General features: G+C 64.4%; 12 protein-coding genes and 2 pseudogenes. 6 read left to right on the top strand and 8 right to left on the bottom strand.

Going from position 1 to position 15,702, the window contains the following annotated elements; translation table 11 throughout:
- Window positions 1-20: 20 nt before the first annotated feature.
- Genes IVA88_RS00990 through IVA88_RS00975 form a run of 4 tightly spaced genes read left to right on the top strand, consistent with a single transcriptional unit; the run spans window position 21 to window position 3,870 of the window.
- Entirely contained in the window at window positions 21-968 is a 948-nt protein-coding gene (locus IVA88_RS00990; protein ID WP_247495433.1) for an ABC transporter permease, read from the top strand.
- Between the two features lie 9 nt (window positions 969-977).
- Complete coding sequence (locus tag IVA88_RS00985) at window positions 978-1,871, top strand: ABC transporter permease (protein ID WP_247495432.1); 894 nt, start codon at window positions 978-980, stop codon at window positions 1,869-1,871.
- Window positions 1,871-2,878 carry an ABC transporter ATP-binding protein gene (locus tag IVA88_RS00980; protein WP_247495431.1) on the top strand — a complete coding sequence of 336 codons (1,008 nt, stop codon included), beginning with the start codon at window positions 1,871-1,873 and terminating at the stop codon, window positions 2,876-2,878. The genes IVA88_RS00985 and IVA88_RS00980 overlap by 1 nt, the downstream gene beginning before the upstream one ends.
- Window positions 2,875-3,870: a dipeptide ABC transporter ATP-binding protein gene (locus tag IVA88_RS00975; RefSeq protein WP_247495430.1), complete on the top strand. Its 996-nt coding sequence runs from the start codon at window positions 2,875-2,877 to the stop codon at window positions 3,868-3,870. Before IVA88_RS00980 ends, IVA88_RS00975 begins: the two co-directional genes overlap by 4 nt.
- Window positions 3,871-3,890: 20 nt before the next feature.
- On the opposite strand, the gene IVA88_RS00970 is transcribed toward IVA88_RS00975, so the two are convergent.
- The 7 genes and pseudogenes from IVA88_RS00970 to IVA88_RS00940 all read right to left on the bottom strand — a co-directional run bounded on the left by IVA88_RS00970 (window position 3,891) and on the right by IVA88_RS00940 (window position 12,002).
- The gene (locus tag IVA88_RS00970; RefSeq protein ID WP_247495429.1) at window positions 3,891-5,867 is read right to left on the bottom strand and encodes an acetyl-CoA carboxylase biotin carboxylase subunit; all 1,977 of its coding nucleotides are present in this window, start codon (window positions 5,865-5,867) and stop codon (window positions 3,891-3,893) included.
- On the bottom strand, window positions 5,864-7,480 hold the full coding sequence (locus IVA88_RS00965; protein ID WP_247495428.1) for a carboxyl transferase domain-containing protein: 1,617 nt from the start codon (window positions 7,478-7,480) through the stop codon (window positions 5,864-5,866). Before IVA88_RS00965 ends, IVA88_RS00970 begins: the two co-directional genes overlap by 4 nt.
- A 107-nt stretch (window positions 7,481-7,587) precedes the next feature.
- Window positions 7,588-8,454, bottom strand: coding sequence for a 3-keto-5-aminohexanoate cleavage protein (locus IVA88_RS00960; RefSeq protein WP_247495427.1), 867 nt, complete (start codon window positions 8,452-8,454; stop codon window positions 7,588-7,590).
- 108 nt (window positions 8,455-8,562) lie between these two features.
- Window positions 8,563-9,363, bottom strand: coding sequence for an AraC family transcriptional regulator (locus IVA88_RS00955; protein WP_247495426.1), 801 nt, complete (start codon window positions 9,361-9,363; stop codon window positions 8,563-8,565).
- 127 nt (window positions 9,364-9,490) lie between these two features.
- Window positions 9,491-10,147: a glutathione S-transferase family protein gene (locus IVA88_RS00950; protein WP_247495425.1), complete on the bottom strand. Its 657-nt coding sequence runs from the start codon at window positions 10,145-10,147 to the stop codon at window positions 9,491-9,493.
- Window positions 10,148-10,209: 62 nt separating this feature from the next.
- Window positions 10,210-10,748 (bottom strand): annotated as a pseudogene (locus tag IVA88_RS00945) (acyl-CoA dehydrogenase family protein).
- 117 nt (window positions 10,749-10,865) lie between these two features.
- On the bottom strand, window positions 10,866-12,002 hold the full coding sequence (locus tag IVA88_RS00940; protein ID WP_247495424.1) for an acyl-CoA dehydrogenase family protein: 1,137 nt from the start codon (window positions 12,000-12,002) through the stop codon (window positions 10,866-10,868).
- A 264-nt stretch (window positions 12,003-12,266) separates the two neighbouring features.
- Between IVA88_RS00940 and IVA88_RS00935 the strand changes: the two genes are divergently transcribed.
- Entirely contained in the window at window positions 12,267-13,799 is a 1,533-nt protein-coding gene (locus IVA88_RS00935) for a long-chain fatty acid--CoA ligase (RefSeq protein ID WP_247495423.1), read from the top strand.
- Between the two features lie 45 nt (window positions 13,800-13,844).
- Window positions 13,845-14,127 (top strand): annotated as a pseudogene (locus IVA88_RS00930) (ABC transporter substrate-binding protein); the annotation flags it as partial.
- Between the two features lie 17 nt (window positions 14,128-14,144).
- On the opposite strand, the gene IVA88_RS00925 reads toward IVA88_RS00930, so the two are convergent.
- Window positions 14,145-15,659, bottom strand: coding sequence for a hypothetical protein (locus tag IVA88_RS00925; protein WP_247495422.1), 1,515 nt, complete (start codon window positions 15,657-15,659; stop codon window positions 14,145-14,147).
- Window positions 15,660-15,702: the final 43 nt, after the last annotated feature.

Here is a 15,702-nt window from a genome sequence, read left to right as displayed (position 1 = left end):
GGTTCGACGGGAGGCGATGCATGTTTGCCTATCTGGTGCGGCGCCTGTTCCTGATGCTCGTGACCCTGTTCGGAATCTCGATCGTCATCTTCTTCCTGCTGCGCATCGTCCCCGGCAACATCGTCGACATCCTGTTCGCTGCGGCCGGCTATGTCGATCCCGCCGACAAGGCCAATCTGGAAAGGGAGCTCGGCATCGACCAGCCGCTGGTGGTGCAATATTGGCACTGGATCAGCGGCTTCCTGCGCGGCGATTTCGGCTACTCCTATGTCTCCGAGAAGCCCGCGCTTCAGGAGATCCTGCCACGGATCCCGATCACCGCGCGGCTCGCCGGCCTGGCGCTGTTGTTCTCGGCGTCGATCGGCATTCCCTTGGGCGTCATCAGCGCGGTGAAACAGGGAACGAGGCTCGATTACGCGTTGCGTGTAGTGAGCCTGAGCGGATTGTCGCTGCCTTCGTTCTGGCTGGGCCTGCTCATCCTCACCGCATCGGTGGCGATGTTCAACCAGATGCCGATCTTCAATCCCAATCCACAGACCTGGCTGGAGGCGTTCGCAACCTACGCCGTGCCCGCCGCCGCCGTCGGCTTCCGCAGCGCGGCACTGACCATGCGCATCACCCGCTCCTCGATGCTGGAGGTGCTGCGGCAGGACTATATTCGTACCGCCCGCGCCAAGGGCGCATCGGAAGCCGCCGTGAACTATCAGCACGCGCTGAAGAATGCGATTTTGCCCGTCATCACCGTGATCGGCATCGAGGCGGCGTTCCTGATCGGCGGCCTCATTGTCACCGAGACCGTGTTCAACATTCCCGGCGTCGCGCGCTTCCTGGTCGAGGCGATTCGCTGGCGCGATTACCCGATCGTGCAGAACCTGGTGATGCTGATTGCCATCGTCGTGGTGAGCGCGAATTTCATCGTGGACATGCTGTACGCCGTGTTCGACCCGCGTATCCGATATACGGATTAGGAGAGCTTGTTGGCCGCGATCGACTATGACGTTGAACTGAGACGCGCCGGGGCGCACGCGACCGGCGGTTGGCGACGCGTGCTGTTTTTGGCGCAGCGGCATGTTCTGGGTGCGGCCGGTCTAATCATCATGACCCTGTTCGTGTTCACCGCGATATTCGCCGATCTCATCGCGCGTTATGATCCCCTGACGATCGACGCCGCCCGGGCGCTGGCGCGCCCAAGCCTGGCACACTGGATGGGCACTGATTCCTTCGGCCGCGATGTCTTCAGCCGCATCATCCACGGGGCGCGGATCTCGCTGGCGGTCGGGATCGGCTCGACGGCGCTCGGCGGCAGCATCGGCGTGATCGTCGGGTTGACCTCGGGCTATCTCTCCGGCTGGGTCGATCTCGTATTCCAGCGCGTCTCCGACGTCCTGCAGGCGCTGCCGTTGCTGGTGCTGGCCCTGATCATGACCGCCGCGCTTGGGCCGTCCCTGCCGAACGTCATCATTGCGATCGCCATTCCGCTGATTCCGACGGTGTCACGCGTCATCCGCGCCAACACGCTGGCGTTGCGTGAACTGCCATTCGTCGAGGCCGCCAAATCGATCGGCATGAGCGAGGTCCGCATCGCGCTGCGCCACGTGCTGCCGAACACGCTGGCGCCGCTGATCGTGCTTGCGACCGCCCAGCTCGGCTCGACCATCCTCACTGAAGCCTCGCTTTCCTTCCTCGGCCTCGGCATTCCCGAGCCTTATCCGTCGTGGGGCCGCATGCTCTCTGAATCCGCCGCCGAGTATGTCCGCACGGCGCCTTGGCTGGTGATCTTCCCGGGCATCGCCATCAGCCTTGCGGTGTTCGGCGCCAATCTGTTCGGTGACGCCTTGCGCGACATCCTCGATCCCCGGCAGCGCGGCTGATGGCAGAAAAATCCGATCTCGTGCTCGATGTGAAGAACCTGAAAACGGTGTTCTTCACCAATTCCGGCCTGTTCAAGGCGGTTGACGACATCTCTTTCACCGTCAGCCGCGGCGAGACGCTGGCCATCGTCGGCGAATCCGGCTGCGGCAAGAGCGTCACGGCCCTCTCCCTGATGCGGCTGGTGCCAGATCCGCCCGGCCGCGTCGTCGGCGGCTCCGTGACGCTCGAAGGCACTGATCTACTGACGCTGGACGAAGCAGAGATGCGCGCTGTCAGGGGCAACCGCATCTCCATGATCTTCCAGGAGCCGATGACCTCGCTCAATCCGGTGATGCGGATCGGCGACCAGATCGCCGAGGCAGTACAGCTGCACCGGGTCATGTCGAACCGAGAGGCTCAGGATGTCGCAGTCGAGATGCTGCGCCTGGTGCGCATTCCCGAACCGGCGCGGCGCGCGCGGGAGTATCCGCATCAGCTGTCCGGCGGCATGCGCCAACGCGCCATGATCGCAATGGCGCTGGCGTGCCGGCCGGCGCTGCTGATCGCGGACGAACCCACGACCGCGCTCGACGTCACCATCCAGGCGCAGATCCTGGCGCTGATCCTGGACCTTCAGAAAGAGCTCGGCACCGGGCTCGTGCTGATCACGCATGATCTCGGTGTCGTCGCGCAGACCGCGCAGCGTGTCATCGTGATGTATGCGGGACGGAAGGTTGAGGAAGCGAGCGTCGAGGCGTTGTTCGCTGCGCCAAAGCATCCCTACACGCGCGGATTGATGGCATCGATCCCGGCGGTGCCGGCGGCGGACGTCGCCACGCAGGCACGCCTGAACGAAATTCCCGGCACGGTCCCGTCGCTGGTGCGGCTGCCCAAGGGCTGCGCCTTCGCGCCGCGCTGCACGCTCGCGATCAAGCGCTGCGAGGCCGAATATCCGCCGCTCACCGATTGGGGCGGCGGCCATCTCGCGGCCTGCTGGCGCGCGGCCGAGATTGCGGAGGTGGCATGACCGAGGCACTGCTCGAAGTCACCGACCTCAAGAAACACTATCCAGTGCGCGCCGGCGTGTTGCGCCGGCAAATCGGCACAGTGCATGCGGTCGACGGCGTCTCGTTTTCGGTTGCCAGCGGTGAGACGCTCGGCCTTGTCGGCGAATCCGGCTGCGGCAAGTCGACGGTGGCGCGGAGCGTGCTGCGGCTGGTCGAGCCGACCTCCGGCCAGATCCGCCTCGAAGGCGAGGACATCACGCATCTCTCCAAGTCCGCGCTGCGTCCGCATCGCCGCTCGATGCAGATCGTGTTCCAGGATCCGTTCGCCTCTCTAAATCCGCGCATGACTGCCGGAGACATCGTCGGCGAGCCGCTGTTCGTGCACGGACTCGCGACCGGCAAGGCACTGGAGACGCGCACCGCAAAGCTGTTCGAGCAGGTGGGCTTGCGGCCCGACCAGATGCACAACTTCCCGCACCAATTCTCCGGCGGCCAGCGCCAGCGCATCTGCATCGCGCGCGCGCTGGCGCTCGGACCGCGTCTGATCGTCTGCGACGAGCCGGTCTCCGCGCTCGACGTCTCCATCCAGGCGCAGGTGATCAACCTGTTGATTGATCTGCAACGCGAGCACGGCTTTTCCTATCTCTTCATCGCGCATGACCTCGCCGTGGTGGCCCATATCAGCCATCGCGTCGCCGTGATGTATCTCGGCCGCATCGTCGAGATTGCCGACAAGGACGAGCTGTTTCGCAATCCGCGCCATCCCTACACGCAGGCCCTGCTGGCTTCGGTACCGGTTGCGAACCCGCTTGCGAAGAAGCTCGTGCCGCTTGTGGACGGCGATGTGCCGAGCCCGGTCAATCCGCCGTCCGGATGCGCGTTTCACACCCGCTGCCGGTTTGCGATGGAGCGGTGCAGGACGGAACGGCCGGCGCTGGTGGCCGCGGGCGAGCGGCACCAGGTGGCGTGTTTGCTCAATGAGGGGACGGGGCGGAGCAATGCGATCTCGTAGCGTATAGCTGCCTTGCCGCCCTACGATGCCCCGATCTTCACCACGATCCGCCCCGTGGTCACCTGCTCGCCCTCGGCGACGTCGATCGCTGCGACCACCCCGTCGATGCCGGCCTTGTGGACGTGCTCCATCTTCATCGCTTCGAGCGTCAATACCGGCTGGCCCGCGGCGACGCGGTCGCCTGGTTTGACCAGGACGGCGACAACGCGGCCGTTCATCGCGGCGCGCACTTTGCCGTCGCCGCCGTTGCTTGCGGCGGCCTTCGGCGCGGCGAGCGTGAGATCGGTGACCGCGAGCGGGACGCCTCGGTGCTGGAGGTAGAGCCGGTCGCCGTCGCGCAGGAATTTGGCGGTGTCCATCACGCCGTCATGGCGGAACCGAATGGCGCCAGCCTGGAGCTGATCGATCTCGAACGTGTCCTGCCGGCCGTCGATGGCAACGGTGTAACTGCCATCGCGCTCGCGCGTGACTTCGAGCTCATGTGTGTGACCAGCGATATCGACTTTCGCAGGCAGCGGGAATGTTGTCGACAGGCTCCGGCCGCCCTGCCATGATCGCGCACGCGGGTTCGTGACGTAGAGCAGCAGGCCTGCCAGGGACGTATCGAATGCGGCGTCCGAACGCGGCGCCAGCAACTCGTCGCGATGCCCGCCGATGAACGCCGTCGTCGCCTCGCCTTTGGCGAAGCCGGGATGACGCAGGCAGGACATCAGGAACGCCTGGTTGGTGGTCACGCCGAAGCCGGTCAGTTGCTCCAGGGCGACGATCAGACGCCCCCTCGCCTCCTCGCGTGTCGCGCCATGACTGACCACCTTGGCGATCATGGAATCGTAGAACGGCGGAATCTCGGAGCCCGATTGCAGCGCATGCTCGACGCGGATGCCATCAGGCACCTGCCAGCGCGCCATGCGCCCGGACTGCGGCATGAAATCATGCGCGGCGTCCTCGGAGCACAGCCGGACCTCGATGGCGTGGCCGGTGAAGCGAATGTCCTGCTGCTTCACCGGCAATGGCTCGCCGCGCGCGACGCGCAGCTGCAATTCGACGAGATCAAGCCCGGTGATCGCCTCGGTCACGGGATGCTCGACCTGGAGGCGCGTGTTCATTTCCATGAAGTAGAACTCGCCGCTCGTATCGAGCAGGAACTCGAGCGTGCCGGCGCCCTCGTAACGCAGCGCCTTCACCGCGGCGGCCGCGACCTCACCCATCTTTCCGCGCAACTCGGGCGTGACCGCGGGCGACGGCGCCTCCTCGATCAGTTTCTGATGCCGCCGCTGCACAGAGCAATCGCGCTCGCCGAGATGGATGGCGTTGCCATGGCTGTCGCCAAACACCTGAATCTCGATGTGACGGGGATTCTGGATAGCGCGTTCGAGGATCACCGTCGGATCGCCAAAGGCCGCCTTCGCCTCGGACCGCGCGCTACGCAGTGCATAGGGGAATGAATTGGCATCCGTCACGAGCCGCATGCCGCGGCCACCGCCGCCGGCGACCGCCTTGATCATCACGGGGAAGCCGATCTTTCTGGCCTCCGCGAGCATGACCTCATCGCCCTGATCGGCCCCCTGATAGCCGGGCACGACGGGCACGCCGGCCTTTTTCATGATCTCCTTGGCATCGGCCTTGTTGCCCATTGCCGCGATCGCCTGCGGCGACGGGCCAATGAAAACGAGGCCGGCATCCTTGCAGGCCTGCGCGAAATCCTCGTTCTCGGCGAGAAAGCCATAGCCGGGATGCACGGCATCCGCGCCACTGGCCTTGGCGGCCGCGATGATCGCGGGGATGTTGAGGTAGGATTGCGCCGGCAGCGCTTCGCCGATGCACACCGCCTGGTCGGCCTGTCGCACATGAAGCGCGTCGCGATCCGCATCCGAGTAGACCGCGACGACGCCGAGGCCGAGCTCCCGCGCGCTGCGCATCACGCGCAGCGCGATCTCGCCGCGATTGGCGATCAAGACCTTGAAGAACGGTCGGTGCTGCACTGATCCGTTCCTCATGGGCGAGCCACTGAAAACTGCATGCGCTGGGGCGTACGCGCATCGCCCTCGCGGCAGATTGCGAGCACTTCCGACAGCACCGCGCGGGTGTCGCGCGGATCGATCACGCCGTCGTCGAGCACGCGCGCGCTGGTCGAGAACACGTCCATCTGGCCGTCGAACACGCCGACGATCTGCGCCTTCATGGCGTCGAGCTTTTCTTTCTCGACCGGTTTGCCGCGCCGTGCTGCGGCGGCTTCGGTCACGATCGCCATGGTCTCGGCGGCCTGCTCGCCGCCCATCACGGCAGTCTTGGCGTTGGGCCAGGAGAAGCAGAAGCGTGGGTGGAAGCCGCGCCCGCACATGCCGTAATTGCCGGCGCCGAACGAGGCGCCGCAATAGATGGTGATTTGCGGCACTGTCGCCGAGGTCACCGCCTGGATCATCTTCGAGCCATGCTTGATCATGCCGGCTTCTTCGTAGGATTTGCCGACCATGTAGCCGGTGGTGTTGTTGAGATAGAGCAGCGGTGTGCGGGTTTGACAGCAAGCCTGGATGAGGTGCGTCGCCTTGTTGGCGCCCGCCGGATCCAGCGGACCGTTGTTGGTGACGATGCCGATCGCCTGGCCTTCGATGCGGGCATGGCCGCAGACGGTCGCCGGGCCATAGTTCGGCGCCATCTCGGTGAAATCGGAATCGTCCACGATGCGCGCGATGACCTGCTTCATGTCCACTGCGCGTTTGTGGTCCATTGGCATGATGCCGAGCAGCTCGTCCTGATCGTAGCGCGGCGGCTTGTATTGCGCACCTCCCTTGTCCGGCCGCTCCCATTCCAGCGCCGCCATGATCTCGCGCGCGATGCGCAGGGCGTCGCGATCATCCTCGGCGAGATAGTCGCCGAGACCGGAAACCTGCGTGTGCATCTCGGCGCCGCCAAGTTCCTCCTCGGTCGCGATCTCGCCGGTGGCAGCCTTGAGCAGCGGCGGCCCCGCGAGGAAGGCGCGAGTGCGGCCACGGACCATGACGATGTAGTCGGACAGGCCAGTCTGATAGGCCCCGCCGGCGGTCGAAGAGCCATGAGTCACGGTGACGACGGGCAGCCCTGCCGCCGAAAGCCGCGCTAGATTGCGGAAGATATTGCCGCCGCGGACAAAGTCTTCGACGCGGTAACGCAGGAGATTGGCGCCGGCGCTTTCGACCAGCTGGACATAGGGCAGTTTGTTCTCCAGCGCGAGCTCCTGCACGCGTATTGTCTTGTCCAGACCGTAAGGTTGGAGCGCGCCGGCATCGATGCCGGAATCATTGGCGCTGATCATGCAGCGGATGCCCGAGACGAAGCCGATGCCGGCGATGACGCCACCGCCGGGGACGCTCTTGTCCGGATCTGATACGTCGAACATGTAGCCGGCGAGGGTGGACAGCTCGATGAAGGGCGCACCGGGATCGAGCACCAGCGCGACGCGCTCGCGCGGCAACAGCTGCCCGCGCTTGTGGAAGCGATCTTTCGCCGCGGCGGACGCCGCACGCGTGCGCTCTTCCAGCGCGCGCATGCGGTCGATCAGGCCAAGCATGCCGTCGCGGTTGGCATGGTAGGCTGTGCTGCCGGGTGAGATGGTGTTTTCGAGAATGGACATAAATTCATCCTGCTCGTCAGGCGCGGAGCGACGAAGCAATCCAGACCGCCTCAGCAGAAAGATTCTGGATTGCTTCGCTTCGCTCGCAATGACGGTGGGGCGATACCTTACCTATTGGTCCCAAAAATCTTTCGCGCTTCCGCCGGGCTCGCGATCTCGCGGCCGGCACGGCGGGCGCAGGCGGCGATGGCCTCGATCAGCTGGCCGTTCGACGTCACCTTCTTGCCGTCGGCGAGATAGAAGGCATCTTCGAGACCGGTGCGCAGATGACCGCCGAGCTCGGCGCAGCGCTGATGCAGCGGCCAGATTTCTTCGCGGCCGATCGCGGTGACCTGAAAATGCGCCTCGGGACGCTTCAGCTTGATCAGGATTGGCAGCAGATCGGGATCGGACGGCATGCCGGAGGCGACGCCCATCACGAAATTATATTCGAGCGGGCCCTTGTACATGCCGACCTGGCGGTACATGCCGACGCAGCGGACGATGCCAACGTCAAAACATTCGAATTCGGGAATCGTGCCGACCGCGTTCATGACGTCGAGATAGTCCTTCACCTTCTCGACCGCGTTGTCGAACATCATCGGCGGCCAGGCCCAGCTGTTGTCGGCCTTCACCTTCAAATAGTTCAGCGAGCCGGCATTGCAGGCTGCGACCTCCGGCCTGGTCTCGCGGATGCAATCCAGCGCACCGCTGTAGTTCGGCCCGGAGACGCCGGAGGTGTGGTTGATGATCACGCCGGGGCAGGCCTCGCGGATCGCCTGCTGGATCTCCTTGCTGACGCTGACCTCCCAGGACGGGAGGTGCCCCTTGTCCGGCGCCTGCTGGCGCAGATGGATGTGCATGATGGACGCGCCCGCATCGAACGCCGCCTTGGCCTCGCGCGCCATCTGCTCGGGCGTCACAGGCACGTTGTGCTGCCTGGGGTCAGTGAGCACGCCGTTCAGCGCGCAAGTGATGACGGCCTTGTCGCTCATGCCTTGAATGTCTCGCACGTTGATAATTCAACGTTTGCGATCATGTGATGGGCGGCGTGCGGCTTCTTGCGCGGAGAAGCTGGGAAAAAGCGAGAAATCGTAGGTCGATTAGCTCGCCTCCGCCAGCCTCACCGTCTCGCTGCTGCGATAAATCGCAAGATCACGCGATCCGACGAAGATCGCGCGCGGCTTCAATCCGTAGAAGCGGCGGATCGAGTGGCTGAAATGGGTGGAATCGGGATAGCCGATGTCCTGCGCGAGATGGGCGAGGTTGAGGTCCTGGTTGGCGAAGTGCAGCAGATGCCGCGCGCGCTTCCAGGCGCGGAAGGAGCGGAACGAGATGCCGGTCTCTTCCTTGAACAGATGCAGGAAGCGCGAAGCCGAAAGTCCGGCGTCCGCTGCACAAATGTCTGCTGTCACGGGCTCACCTGTGAAGCGGCCGATGCGGGCGACCGCGCGCGCCACACGCGGGTCGAGCACGCGGCGCGGCAGCGCTTCGCCAAAGCACATCTCGTCGAATTCGGCAGTGGTGATGTTCGCATAGCGACGCTGACGCAACAGCGTGTAGGCGGCGAGGATCTTGCGAGCATAGGCGGCGCTGTCGGGTCCGGTGAGTCGCTCGGCCAAGGCCTCGATCACGCCGTCAGGCATGCTCTCCGGCTCCAGCGTCACGCTGATCGCGGTGCGATAGTCGCTGGCAATGGAATGCCGCTGGTTCGGCAGGGTGACGAAAAGTTCGCCCGTGGCGAGGGCGTCGTCGATGGTCAGATGCAGACTACCCCTCACCGCGACATAGACGTGGCAGCAGCCGGGGGTCCGCTTGCGGGGGCGACCGAGCAGGCCGGCGTAGAATACCCGCTCCGGCGTGATCAGCATCAAATGGTCGGATTCGCGACCGTTATCTTCCATTGGGATCCTCCTCGCGCGGCTCTTTGGCCGCTGCGGACGGAGATCACCTTAGCGGAAATTTGGGCGCTGTCACGGCGGGATAGCGCTATCATGGAGCGCAAAACGGCGGCACTCCGGGAGGGTGGGCTTACGCCCTCACCCTTGGCGCCACGTTCTGCTCGGCACCGGCCTTTTGCTCCGCAGCAACCGCGCGCTTGAAGCCATCCCGCTGCTGCAAGCGCGCCCAATAGGCTGCGACATTTGGCCCAAAATCCTTGGCAAGTCCGATATTGTCCGCGAGGCGGAGCGCGTAGCCGATGACAATGTCAGCGGCGGTGAAGCGGCCGGCGCACAAGGCCTCGGTCTTTGCGGTGGCTGCCTCGACGGCGCGCAGCCGGCCCAGGAACCATTTGGCGTAATCGCCGGCGACTTGCGGATTGCGGCGCTCTTCCGGCTCGAGCTGGGTGTATCGGAGCACCAGCGTTTGCGGGAAGGTTAACGTGGCGTCGCTGAAATACATCCAGTTCAGGAACGCGCCATAGGCGGGATCTTCCGGCCCGACCATCAGCGGCGTCGGTCCATGCTTGATGCCGAGGTAATGGCAGATGCCAGACGATTCCGTCATCTTGGTCTCGCCGTCGACCAAGAAGGGAATCGTGCCCAGCGGATTGAGCGCGAGATACTCTTTGGCGAAGACCCGCGGCGGGAACGGCAGCATCTTCAATTCGTACGGAAGCCCCATCTCCTCCAGCATCCAGAGCGGACGGAACGAGCGCGCGGCGTCGCAGTGATAGAGCGTGATCATCAGGCATTCCCCCTAGAGCATGATTTGGAAAAGTGTGCAGCGGTTTTCCGAAAAGATCATGCTCAAACCTTAATGCTGCCGGGCAGCGTACCCATCATCTTGCACAGGACCATCAGCATGACCTCGTCGGCGCCGCCGCCAATTGATGTCAGGCGGCTGTCGCGATAGGCACGGCTGACCGGTGTCTCGTTGGTAAAGCCCATTCCGCCCCAATATTGCAAGCAGGCATCGGTAAGTTCGCGGCCGAGCCGGCCAGCCTTCAGCTTGGCCATGGTCGCAAGCTTTGTGACATCCTCGCCGGCCACCAGCGCCTCGCCGCCCGGTAGATCAGCGCGCGCAGCAGCTCGACCTCGGTCTGCATCTCCGCGAGCTTGCCGAGCTCCTCGGCCATCATCAGCGCGTAGGAATAGTCGAGGCCGGAGCCGCCGAATGCGACCGGCTTGTTCAGCCCGAGAAAGCCGAGGCTGCCCATCTTCCTGAACAGCTCGTGCGCCGGGAAGATCTCGGCCTTCTCCCATTCATCGACATGAGGATTGATCTCGTTGGCGATGAATTTTTGCAAGGAGCGGCGGATCTCGTCGTGCTCGGCGGTGAACAGCATTCTCTTTTCCTGGTCATTCCGGGGGCGACGCGCAGCGTCGAACCCGGAATCTCGACATCAGACTCATCTCTGGATTCCGGGTTCGCGCTTACGCGCGCCCCGGAATGACGGTATCAATCACAACCCCATCTGCCGCGACGCCAGATCCTTCATGATCTCCTCGGTGCCGCCGCCGATGGCGTTGACCTTGACCTCGCGGTAGATGCGCTCGGCCTTGATGCCGCGCATGAATCCTGCGCCGCCAAAAATCTGCACGGCTTCAGAGGCGCAGAATGCCATTGTCTGGGTCGCTTGGTTCTTCATCATGCAGATTTCGGCGACCGGGCTTTCGCCCTGCTCCAGCCGCCAGGCCAGCATCTCCAGCATCGCCTGCGATGCGGCGACCTTCTGCGCCATGTCGACGATCTTGTGACGGATCACCTGGTGCTGCGCGAGCGGCTTGCCAAAGGTCTTGCGCTCCTTGGCGTAGGCAATCGCCTCGTCGAGGCAGACGCGCGCGAACGCGGTGCAGCCCGCCGCCATGCCCATGCGTTCGCTGTTGAAATTCCGCATGATGATCTTGAAGCCATGGCCTTCCTCGCCGATCAGGTTTTCGGCCGGTACGCGGCACTCATCGAAATGCAGCGTTGCGGTGTCAGAGGCCCACCAGCCCATCTTCTTCAGCTTTGTCCGCGAAAGGCCGGGCGTATTCCCCTCGATCAGGAGCAGGCTGACACCGCCGGCGCCCTCGCCGCCGGTGCGCACCGCAACGGTCAGATAGTCGGCGCGCATGCCCGAGGTGATAAAGGTCTTCTCCCCGCTCACGACGTAGTGATCGCCATCGCGCCGCGCCTTGGTCTGGAGGCCCGCGACATCAGAGCCGCCAGCCGGCTCGGTGATCGCGAGCGCGGAGATCTTCTCGCCAGCGAGCACCTGAGGCAGCACGCGTGCCCTAACCTCGGGGCGCGCCGCCCGCGCAATTGGCGGCGAACCGATCGTATGGCTCATCAGGCTGGCGCTGACGCCCCCGGCGCCCGCCCGCGCCAGCTCCTGGCTGGCGACGATCTTCATGAACTGGTCGGCGGCGATCCCGCCATACTCCTCGGGGAATCCGAGCCCCAGGAGCCCGATCCCGGCCGCCTTGCGATAGAGCGCGCGGGGGAATTCGCCAGCCTCGTCCCATTCATGGGCGAACGGCGCGATCTCCTTGTCGACGAACCGGCGCATCATTTCGCGAAAAGCGTCATGCTCGGCGGTATAAAACGGGCTCTTCATCGCACTCTCGCCTTGCTGGCGGATTCGTCTCGTCCACCATGGCCGGAACCTTGGCGGCTCACTTGCGCGGAGTGGCTGGCCGGGGGACCACTGCGCGCAGTCCATGCCCTAGCAACTCAACGCAAGACGATTTTCGTCCCCCGCAGGCCAACTCTGAAACAAAAAAACGTCGATGCACAAACTCCGGCTGGCCCCAAGGCCACGCTGGGCATGGTGCCAGCAATAGGGACGCAGGCGGTACCAGGACCGCCGGGGGAGGAATTTGTGGCCGTTCGTTACTACGACTGGATCGTCCATCATGGCCGCCGCACGCCGAACAAGGTTGCGGTGATCGATCTCGCGAGCGAGCGCCGCTTCACTTATGTGCAGCTGGACGCGAGGATCTCACGTCTTGCCTCCTTCCTGCGTCACACGCTGAAGGTCTCGCGCGGCGACCGCGTCGCGGTGCTGGCCCTGAACACGACCGATGCGCTGGAGGTGCAGTTCGCCTGCGGGCGGCTCGGCGCGATCTTCGTGCCGCTGAACACCCGCCTCACCGTTCCCGAGCTCCAGTTCATCACGGCTGACTGCGCGCCGAAAGTGATGATCCATGACGCCGATCTTGCCGAGACGGCCCTCGCGGTCGCAAAGCTCTGCGGCATTGCTTCACACCTGCTGCTAGGCCCGGGCGCCACTTACGAGGCCGGCATCGCCGCAGCAAAGCAGCTGGACCGGGCCGAGGAGGTCACGCTCGATGATGTCTCGACCATCATGTACACGTCGGGCACGACGGGTCATCCCAAGGGCGCCACCATCACGCATGGCATGACCTTCTGGAATTGCGTCAATCTCGGCGGCCCTGCTTGCATCGGGCCATCCTCGGTGCTGCTCACCGTGCTGCCGCTGTTCCACACCGGCGGTCTGAATTGCTACACCAACCCGGTGCTGCATGCCGGCGGCACCGTGCTGATCATGCGCGCCTTCGATCCCGGCGCGGCGCTCGGCCTGATCAACGATCCCGCGCAGGGCATCAACGTGTTCTTCGGCGTGCCGGCGATCTACCAGTTCATGGCCCAGCATCCGGCGTTCGCGACCACCGACCTCGGCCGGCTGATCGTCGGCGGTGTCGGCGGCGCTCCCATGCCGGTGCCGCTGCTGAAAGTGTGGGAGGCGCGCGGCGTCGCGCTCCAGCAGGGCTACGGCATGACCGAGACCTCGCCGGCCGTGCTGGTGCTCGACCGCGAGGATGCGGCACGCAAAGCCGGCTCCGCCGGCAAGCCGGTGCTGCACACGGAAGTGCGCATCGTGCGTCCTGACGGCAGCGACGCCGACGTCGGCGAGCTCGGCGAACTCTGGGTCAAGGGACCGAACATCACGCCGGGCTACTGGAACAGGCCGGAGGCGAACAAAACGTCGTTCACCGACGGATGGCTACACACGGGCGACGCGGCGCGCGTCGATGAGGAAGGTTTTTACTACATCGTGGACCGCTGGAAGGACATGTACATCTCGGGAGGTGAGAACGTCTATCCGGCCGAGGTCGAGAACGTCCTGCACCAACTCGACGCCATCGCGGAAGCCGCCGTGATCGGCATTCCCGATGCGCAATGGGGCGAGGTGGGCCTCGCCATCGTCGCGACCAAGCCCGGCCAGCGGCTGACCGAAGCCGATGTCTTCGCGCACTGCGCGGCGAATCTCGCGCGATTCAAATGCCCGCGCCAGGTCTGCTTCGTCGATGCGTTACCCCGCAACGCCACCGGCAAGATCCACAAGCCGACCTTGCGCAAGGAATTCTCGGTCGCCACGGAAGCCGACTAGAAAGCCGCCAACGCCTGATCAAAGCGCCCTCTCGCGGGCGCTTTCCAAACCGCGTATGCGCAAAAAGCGTACGACACCGGCGTGACCGACACCGAGATCAAGATCGGCAATGTCGAGGCCTATTCCGGCCCGGCTTCGGCCTACGGCGTCAATCGGCAAGACCGAGGAAGCCTATTTCAAGATGATCAACGACCAGGGCGGCATCAATGGACGCAAGATCAACCGGATCTCCTACGATGACGGCTACTCGCCGCCGAAGACCGTCGAGCAGATCCGCAAGCTGATCGAGAGCGACGAGGTCTTCCTGGTGTTCAACGCGCTGGGCACATAGCGGCCAAAGGGCCGCTATTCTTTTTCGCCGAACGGCGATGCTCGCCCGGCACGTTCACCCTCGAGCATGTCCTGACCGACGTCGATCGCCACGATCGACAGTCCGAGACGGCGTGAATCGCCGACGCCCCTGAACACAGGACATGCCCAAGCGAGGATGGCAATGCCTGACGGCGGCAGATCGAGGCTCAGCGTGTAGCCGTCACAACCGGTCACGACCGCGTCGCAATCGACAGGCGCGCCCTCGACATAGAAGCGCGTGCCGATGGTGTCCAGCGGCGCACGAAGTGCGGGGCTTCGAATGCGGACGACGTTGCGGCCGGGCATTCCCTTGATCCGCACGGCAGCCTCCGGCTCGCTCCAACGGAACGTGTGACCGGCGGAGAATTCCTCGGCATGGAATCCAATCTGCGCGATAACGTGCTCACCAAGAAGCCCACCAACAGACCTTGCATCTCGTCCGAGACGATGAATGCAGCCGAGTCTCTGGAGCCTGATCAGCGACGCGATGTAGCGCCTCATCCATCGTGCGATGGCTCCGCTCGGCCTGGCCACCGTAACAGCGGCCAGGACCGCATACGCATGCGCGACCGCCAACTGCGCCGCCGCACGCGCGGGAAGGTCGCCGAACAGCGCGGGCGCCGCCCAGCGGCAGAAGGCACGCAGTTTCTCGTCGGGCCGCTTCCAGCCTCGGCCCGAAAGGCTGTAGCGCACGAGCGCGTTCAATGCATTGCGGGCAAGCGGGCCGTCGAATTCGTCCCGCTGGCTCCACTCGATCGGAATGTCGAGCAGTTCGGCGCCGGGATCGCTATGCGCCTCGCTGAGATAGCGAATCTCGCCTTGCACGAAGTCGAGCGTGAACTCCTTCAGCTCACCAATCTGACCGACGTAGTAGTGATGGAAGCGCGCCTCCTCCAGATAGCCGATGGAATAGCCTCTCGCGTGATAGGCGGCGGCAAGCACCCATTCCGCGAAATGACCGAGCTCCTCACGCAGGCCGCCGCATTCCCAGTAGACGTCGCGCCGCGTCACGAAACACTGATCCAGCACCTTGCGCCAGGGATGCTGCTTCATGCCGAAGTCGATGTCGGTTTGGTACATGGCGGCCTCTGCCACGGATAACCGGTTATGGCAGATCGGGATCGAACGGCAGGAAAAGCCGGCCCAGTCCGGATGAGCATCGATGGCGCGAGTGCAGAGTTCGATCACGTCGGGTTCGGGCCGGCAGTGCGATTCCGTGAAGAACAGATGGCTACCGCGCGCCTTTGTCGCGCCAAATGCGCAGAGCCCGACGTCGTGGTCGGAATCGGTGAATTCGAGGCGGGCCTTGTCGCCGGCCAGCGCCTTCAGCTGCTCGCGTGCCGTGAAATCCGGCGGCACGACCAAAATGATCTCGTAGAGCGATTTGTCGGCAGTCTGAGACGTCCAGCCGAGCCAGGACAGCTCCCACCGCCCGCGGTGATATTCGAGCGGGATAATGATCGAGAACAGCGGAGATTCGCCGCCGTATAGTGCGGGCTTGTCCTGCATGCCCCCTTATAGCCGCCTGCAGCGTCGTCCCAGACCATTCTCG

Source organism: Bradyrhizobium sp. 149 (assembly GCF_023073915.1).
GTDB lineage: Bacteria > Pseudomonadota > Alphaproteobacteria > Rhizobiales > Xanthobacteraceae > Bradyrhizobium.
Note: the sequence above shows the minus strand (reverse complement) of the source record. Positions and strands in the feature narration are given on the sequence as shown.